This window comes from Clostridium muellerianum (assembly GCF_012926525.1).
GTDB lineage: Bacteria > Bacillota > Clostridia > Clostridiales > Clostridiaceae > Clostridium_AM > Clostridium_AM muellerianum.
This window is the reverse complement of sequence record NZ_JABBNI010000011.1, coordinates 135,215-141,930: the sequence shown is the minus strand read 5'-3', so window position 1 is coordinate 141,930 and position 6,716 is coordinate 135,215. Positions and strand designations below refer to the sequence as shown.

Annotated in this window: 7 protein-coding genes and 1 pseudogene; 3 read left to right on the top strand and 5 right to left on the bottom strand. The window is 32.6% G+C overall.

Annotated elements, in window-relative coordinates; genetic code table 11:
* Positions 1–214 precede the first annotated feature (214 nt).
* The 4 genes from HBE96_RS06245 to HBE96_RS06230 form a co-directional block, all read right to left on the bottom strand.
* On the bottom strand, positions 215–610 hold the full coding sequence (locus HBE96_RS06245) for a GNAT family N-acetyltransferase (protein ID WP_169296894.1): 396 nt from the start codon (positions 608–610) through the stop codon (positions 215–217).
* Positions 611–842: 232 nt separating this feature from the next.
* Positions 843–1,550, bottom strand: a complete 708-nt coding sequence (locus HBE96_RS06240; RefSeq protein WP_169296893.1) for a DUF5131 family protein — start codon at positions 1,548–1,550, stop codon at positions 843–845.
* A gap of 11 nt (positions 1,551–1,561) precedes the next feature.
* On the bottom strand, positions 1,562–2,014 hold the full coding sequence (locus HBE96_RS06235; protein ID WP_169296892.1) for a hypothetical protein: 453 nt from the start codon (positions 2,012–2,014) through the stop codon (positions 1,562–1,564).
* A gap of 2 nt (positions 2,015–2,016) precedes the next feature.
* Positions 2,017–2,871 (bottom strand): AraC family transcriptional regulator, encoded by an 855-nt coding sequence (locus HBE96_RS06230; RefSeq protein ID WP_169296891.1) that lies wholly within the window; start codon positions 2,869–2,871, stop codon positions 2,017–2,019.
* A 572-nt stretch (positions 2,872–3,443) separates the two neighbouring features.
* On the opposite strand from HBE96_RS06230, the gene HBE96_RS06225 reads away from it, so the two are divergent.
* The 3 genes from HBE96_RS06225 (at position 3,444) to HBE96_RS06215 (ending at position 4,780) form a co-directional block, all read left to right on the top strand.
* A complete protein-coding gene (locus HBE96_RS06225; protein WP_169296890.1) occupies positions 3,444–4,058 on the top strand; it encodes a tyrosine-type recombinase/integrase in 615 nt (204 codons plus the stop codon).
* A 22-nt stretch (positions 4,059–4,080) separates the two neighbouring features.
* The gene (locus HBE96_RS06220) at positions 4,081–4,329 is read left to right on the top strand and encodes a hypothetical protein (protein WP_169296889.1); all 249 of its coding nucleotides are present in this window, start codon (positions 4,081–4,083) and stop codon (positions 4,327–4,329) included.
* A 61-nt stretch (positions 4,330–4,390) separates the two neighbouring features.
* Positions 4,391–4,780: a hypothetical protein gene (locus HBE96_RS06215; protein ID WP_169296888.1), complete on the top strand. Its 390-nt coding sequence runs from the start codon at positions 4,391–4,393 to the stop codon at positions 4,778–4,780.
* Positions 4,781–5,247: 467 nt separating this feature from the next.
* On the opposite strand, the pseudogene rlmD reads toward HBE96_RS06215, so the two are convergent.
* Positions 5,248–6,660: pseudogene (gene rlmD, locus HBE96_RS06210) on the bottom strand (23S rRNA (uracil(1939)-C(5))-methyltransferase RlmD); the annotation flags it as partial.
* Positions 6,661–6,716 lie beyond the last annotated feature (56 nt).

The window sequence follows — 6,716 nt, the reverse complement described above, 5'->3', positions numbered from 1 at the left end:
GGTTGAAAATTTACTTTCAATCAATACAAATTAATCCAAAACTAGAAATCAAATTTTAACTATTTTTAGTGTTACCATTTTTAACATTTGTATATTATCCCAGTAGGCTTCGCCTAAAAAATTGGAAGCTAAAGGAATATTATGGTTAATGCTAACAGGAAATTATGTGCAAATATAAGTTTTATATTTGTACGAAATTTAGGTAATTAGGAATCTATTTACTTTTATATGTTTCAATTTGCCCACAAAGCATTGTATAGAAACCAAATCGCTCATAAAAACTTCTTAATTCTTCTTCACCATAAATTACTGAAATCATATAAATACCTTTTTCTTTTATATAACTGATTGCTTTATTCATCAATTCCGTTCCGATTCCTTTATTTTGATGGTCAGGCCTAACCATTAAATCTTGTATATATGCATCTAGCACCCCATTACTTACTACAGATACATACCCAATCAATTTTGAATTATCATAACAAGCAATTGTAAGAAAATCTTGTAGTTTCGGATTTCCTAATTCTCGCTCCATTCTATTCCAGCCAACTGATTGACGTAAATCTGCTAAAGTCAAAATAGGTATTTTCTCATTTAATCGATAATCCATTCCATACCACCCTATAAATTACTATTTATCTGTTAGTCAAATAAGTATTACTACTTCTCAATATCCTACTTAGTTATTCATTAATATAAATTTATGATTAAGACAACTTTTTAGTTAGGTTGATTGCGATGTTGAGACCTAAAAAGGGACATATTCTAAGGTATATCTATACCTGTTTTACAGATGTATCTTAAATATGCTCTTCCACTGTATCCTCTCGTTAAACAAGTAATTAACAGTCAATATTTGCTTTTCTTGCTTGACTGCATAAATCTCTTACATTAAGTGTATATTCCTTACCATCTTTGATAAAGTGAGTTCCACATTGTCTAAACTCAAAACGAACTCCTTTAGTTATACACTGCTCTCTGAGAGATAAAACCCAATTGTAATTCAGAGGTCTTGCATTTCTATCAGATTCACCACCAACTACAACCAATTCAACATTGTCCAGATATTCTTCAATATTTATCTCTTCAATAAGTGGCTGACAAATTACATTCCTATGCTTTATTGGAAATGTCGCAAACATAGAGAGCCTAAAATCTGCTCTATCTTGGTTTTCAATAGTACATCCAACAGTCACATTGTCGTATCCATTGTTCCAGTCATTTGGAATACAGCATAAAAACCTTTCAATTCTCTTTGTGAGAAAAATGAAATTCAGGTCTGAGCGTTCTTTTATCATTTTCCAACATTCTTCTCTCCATTCATCAGCTTCTTCAATAAGAAAGTCTGTAGAAAAGCATAGGTACACGGTTTGACCCGATTTGATTTTATATTCACCTTTTTTGTTCTTTGCAACAGGTGCATTAAAATTATCTGTTTTTACAATAGTATTTGTGTTTACACCTCTTTTAGCATCACCTTTATGAATATAGCAGTATTTACATCCTTCGCTATATTTATGACAGCCACGCCACGGACTCCACATTGCCATAGAAACACCACCTAAAATTTAGCTTTGTCATAGTTATACGGAATGCTTGTACCTACAACTACATCTTCGATTTTTTCAAGAATAAGCCAATCATCCATATTACCCTGACGGTCAAAGTCAAGAGGCTTTATTTCGCTCACATTTTCAAACTCTACCAAGCACATGCATTTTTTATGCCAGCGTTCTTGTTGTTTTTTAGATAAATTTAATTTTTCTTGATTATCAGCAAGCACCTTTACTATTTCATCTTCTGATAATTTAACATAATTTTGAACTGATTTGACAGTGGCATTTGCCGAGATTTTTGCTGTGCCTTTTTTCATAAAGTAAAGTTTCTCACCATCAAATACTCTACTATGCGGAATCTTTCTCCCTGCTGCTGCTCTGATAATCATTGTTTTAGAGCCATCTAATATTTTTTCTAATACTTTTTCTTTATCATCACAATATACCAAATGTATCATATCTAATTCTCCTTCTTTATAACCGGAATCCAAACCTCATACTTAGCATGTTCTGGGTCTGCATTTAAATACACCTCAATATCTGGTGCATTTCCATATTCATATCCTGAAGTTGGAAGCCATTCAGTTACAATTCTTTTTTCTAATTCCTGAATAGATTGTCCATTTCCTTCTCCTGAAAAAATTGCCCAAGTTGAGTCTGGAACAATGTATTCTTCTAAATCATTTTCTATTGGTTTACTACTCGCAACTGCAATATAATATCTCCAATTATCTGATTCATTGCAGGAACTTACTCCTAAGAGTCCTATTGGCATTCCCTCCATCATGGAAGCAATTCTAGGTATTGTTCCATTCATTGCAGCAGTCTCCCACATTTTAGGTACAATCTCAAAGTTTTTCTCAATCTCTGCTTCTAATGGTTTTGAAACACCCACAATTCTAAATTCTTCTTTCTTTTCAATTCTGTAATTCATCTCACTATCTCCTTTTATTGTTATTTTGAAGCTGATAGGAGGAAATGCTTTTAATATTGTACCTTCTTCTCTTGCCTGAGATGGTGTTATTCTATGTACACTTTTAAAAGCTCTGTTAAATGCTGTCGGTGAATCATATCCATACTTTAGTGAAATATCTATCACTTTCTCATTGCCACTCTGTAAATCTACAGCTGCTAATGACATTCTCCTACGACGAATGTACTCTGATAATGGTATATCTGCTATATAGGCAAACATCCTTTGAAAATGATATGTTGAGCAACATGCAATCTTTGAAACCTCTTCCAAATCAATAGTTTCTTTTATATTCTCTTCGATATAATTAACCGCATTATTTAATCGTTCTATCCATTCCATAATTTCATCTCCTAACAATAAAATACTCTATTTCAGATAATCCTGCCTCTCTTTTTCTGCCTAATAAAGAGAGATTAATTAAACAATCTTTAATGCACAATTATTTACTACTGCAAACTAATTCAATTATATATTGATTAGATAATTTTGTATATAAATGAGTGCTTACTTTTCAACATTATTCTTTAGTATAAACTACTTTTGACTAAATCAATTAAACAATTAAGCTATTCATTTAATAGTTCTGCTGATAAAAGCCTGTAGTCACGTTTATTTGGAGTATACTTTAAACCAACTACACAGGCATAACGAAACAAGTCCAAAAGTAGTTTATTTATAATAGTTATTGGTTTTATAAAATGAAGTTAGTTAAAGTCTATTGACTTTAACTAAACTAAAGGTGTCCAATGCTAACTTTGTTTATTTCTTAGCATTCAGCACAAATGCTACAACCATTGATATACCTATGTTTGCTGTACTCTCATTAAGATTTTTCTAAAATGTTCTTGTTTTGTATGATAACTTATACTATAATAACCTCATAAGTTAGCATTGGAAAAGGAGAGATATTTATGACTGCAAATAATACATTAAAGGTAAAAGCTGACGAAGTCGAGCCGATAAAAAGTACCAAGGACATAGCGAAAGTAAAACAGTATCTACTCGGAAAAGAGAATAAGCGGGACTACACGCTGTTTACCGTAGGTATCAATGTTGGACTGAGAGCTGGCGACCTACTACGACTAAAGATTAAAGATGTATTGATAGATGATACAATAGTAGATAAAGTGGTTATATGCGAAGAGAAGACTGATAAGAAAAGGGAGTTTGACCTGAATGATAGTGCTAAGAGTGCTATACGGCTCTACTTGGACACATTACAAGGTATAGATTATGAATCATATCTATTTAAGAGTAGAAAAGGCTCTGGTGCATTAACAGTTGAATCAGCTCATAAAATCATAAAAACCACGCTAAGAGAGCTAAATATAAAAGGTAACTATGGGACACATAGTCTACGCAAAACTTTTGCGTACCACATTTACGTAAATAACATTAAAAATAATCCTACTATTATCAATACATTACAAAAGATGCTAAACCATAGCAGTGCATCTGTAACTCTGAGGTATATAGGCATAACGAAAGAAGTAATATCTGATGTATATAATAGTTTAAACTTATAGCAAATAAAGGAGGTCAGGTAATATGTCAAATAAAACTGGTCAAGTATACTGTATCCAACTAGGCGAACTCAAATGGACCTACAAAACAGCACTTGAAGCATGGAATAATAATGAAGCTCTACAAGTACCAAAATCGTATTCTCAACTACAACTGGGCAATATCGTCACCGGCATACGAAATTATGAGGAATTTGCAGAAAAACTTGATGCTGGTGCTGTACTTGGATTTCATGCTCTTAGGGTATACAAAACTACTGAAAGTGAGGTGTAACCCCGTGTTGTATTGCTTAAAGTGTAAAAAACAGGCTTATAAAACCCCCAAATGCGATATTATGGAGTTAACAACTATTAAAAAAGAGTGCAAAGGTATAGCTGACGGGCTTTATGACTTGGTAGGTATAGGTCCGCTAAGCACCGCACACTTCGTGACACCTGTTGCTGAGTCACAAATTGAGTATTACATTAACGTTTATCTCGACTTGCCACGGGATTATCCAATAAAGGTATTAGGAGATTTGCCTATTGGATGGGTCATACACACTGAAACAGTAAGCGAAGACCACCTACCTATACTTGTCATAGGATACAATGAAACCTTTGTATATACGGGTGGACTCACTGCTGATGATAGAGCTAAAGAAATAATTAAGCAATTTGAGAATTACATTAGGAGTAAAGATGCACAGGCTGTGAAAAGTGTACTAACTTTGATGTACAGTTAAACTTATACTATGAAGTATAAAATAGCATATTTATTCTGTCGCCAATAAAAATTATATATAAAGGAAGAAACTCTAATAAAGCCTTAAAATATAAATAGCTATAACCCTTGAAATAACTAGGTTATAGCTGTACGTGATACTATGTATGACAGATTAAAATAAGCGACTGCATACACAATCGCTTATCTACATTATATAACCTCAAAGTGTTTCAAGGCATCCTTAATTGCTTCCACCTTATGTGCTGGTGCTGATTGATGTGGGTACTTTAGTTCTTCAACCTTATTCGGTGCTTCGTACATATCTAAACCAAGTGAACGCTTAACCTCAGCGATGTATGCTGTGTGTACTTTAAATCCGTATTTACTCTCTACATATTCCTGTATCTTTGAGTAAGTTACTCGATTCGGTAACCTATCAATACTCTCATCATACTCCATTTTTACACTAATAAAACCATCTGCATTTTTGTGGGTTAATTGGACAACCGTCTCCACATGGGCAGTTTGTGGAAACATATCTACAGGTTGAACCTCAGTAGCTTTATATCCTAATTCATCTAATATGCTTAAATCTCTAGCCAAAGTTCCGGGGTCACAAGAAACATATACCATCCTTTCAGGTGCCATTTGTGCTATAGCCTCTAAAAGACTCTTCTCGCATCCCTTTCTTGGTGGATCTACAACTACTACATCTGCCTTTACTCCGCTTTTTATTAATTCAGGTATGACTTTTTCAGATTCCCCTACTATAAATTCCGCATTATTAATATTATTTTGATTTGCATTTATTTTAGCATTTTCTATAGCCTGTGGAACTATTTCAATTCCATATACCTTTTTAGCCTTTTGAGACAAAAATAATGATATAGTACCTGTACCACAGTATGCATCAAATACAGTTTCACTTTCAGTCAATGAAGCATATTCCAATGCCTTATTATATAGTACTTCTGTCTGTACCGGATTTACTTGAAAGAAAGATAATGGAGATATATTAAATTTAAAATCACCTATATAATCACTTATGTTATCTTTTCCCCATAAAGTTATACATTCTATCCCTAAAATTACATTAGTTTTTTTACTATTTACATTTTGTATAATACTAACAATATTCTCCTTACTTTCTAGCAGCATGTCTATAAGCTCTTTTTTATGAGGCAACTCATTACTTCTACTAACTATAACTACCATAACTTCATTTGTTTTAAAAGCTTTTCTAATCATTATATGTCTTATACTTCCACTATGTAATTGCTCATTATAAGATTTTATATTATATCTTCTCATCCAATCCTTAATTAATTTTAATATATTATCTGCTGCTTCATGTTGTATATTACAGGTATCCATATTTATTATTTCATGAGTTCTCTGAGCATAAAATCCTATATTAACCTCTCCATTTTGCTCTCCTACAGGCAGCTGAACTTTATTTCTATACCTATAAGGATTCTCCATTCCAATAGTATCATGTAAAATTAATCCTGAGTCCTGTAAATTATCTATAAGCTGCTCCCCGGATTCTTGAACTTTTAATTTTCCTATTCTCTCTAAACAATCTTTAACTCTCTGCTTTTTAAAATCCAACTGTGCCTGATAAGAGTAATGTTGAAGTTGACATCCTCCACATCTTTTATATATGCTACAAACTGGCTCAGTTCTATGTTCCGAAGCTTCTATAACATCTATAAGCTTTGCAAAAGCAAAATTCTTGTTTACTTTAACAACTTTTACTTTAACCTTCTCATTTAATAAAGCACCAGGCACAAAGACTGTAAAATCATTTATTTTACCTACTCCTTCACCTTCGTATCCCATTCCTGTTATCTTCATATCATATTCTTCATTTTTATTTATAAAAATGTTTTTATTCATTCTTCCACCTACCATATTAAATCTTCTTTCACTATTCTACAGTTTAGCATTAAATT

Bases quoted from the DNA above. Each gene is read 5' to 3' on its own strand.
- HBE96_RS06245 (WP_169296894.1), bottom strand. From the start codon at position 610: ATGGATTATCGATTAAATGAGAAAATACCTATTTTGACTTTAGCAGAT.
- HBE96_RS06240 (WP_169296893.1), bottom strand. From the start codon at position 1,550: ATGGCAATGTGGAGTCCGTGGCGTGGCTGTCATAAATATAGCGAAGGA.
- HBE96_RS06235 (WP_169296892.1), bottom strand. From the start codon at position 2,014: ATGATACATTTGGTATATTGTGATGATAAAGAAAAAGTATTAGAAAAA.
- HBE96_RS06230 (WP_169296891.1), bottom strand. From the start codon at position 2,871: ATGGAATGGATAGAACGATTAAATAATGCGGTTAATTATATCGAAGAG.
- HBE96_RS06225 (WP_169296890.1), top strand. From the start codon at position 3,444: ATGACTGCAAATAATACATTAAAGGTAAAAGCTGACGAAGTCGAGCCG.
- HBE96_RS06220 (WP_169296889.1), top strand. From the start codon at position 4,081: ATGTCAAATAAAACTGGTCAAGTATACTGTATCCAACTAGGCGAACTC.
- HBE96_RS06215 (WP_169296888.1), top strand. From the start codon at position 4,391: ATGGAGTTAACAACTATTAAAAAAGAGTGCAAAGGTATAGCTGACGGG.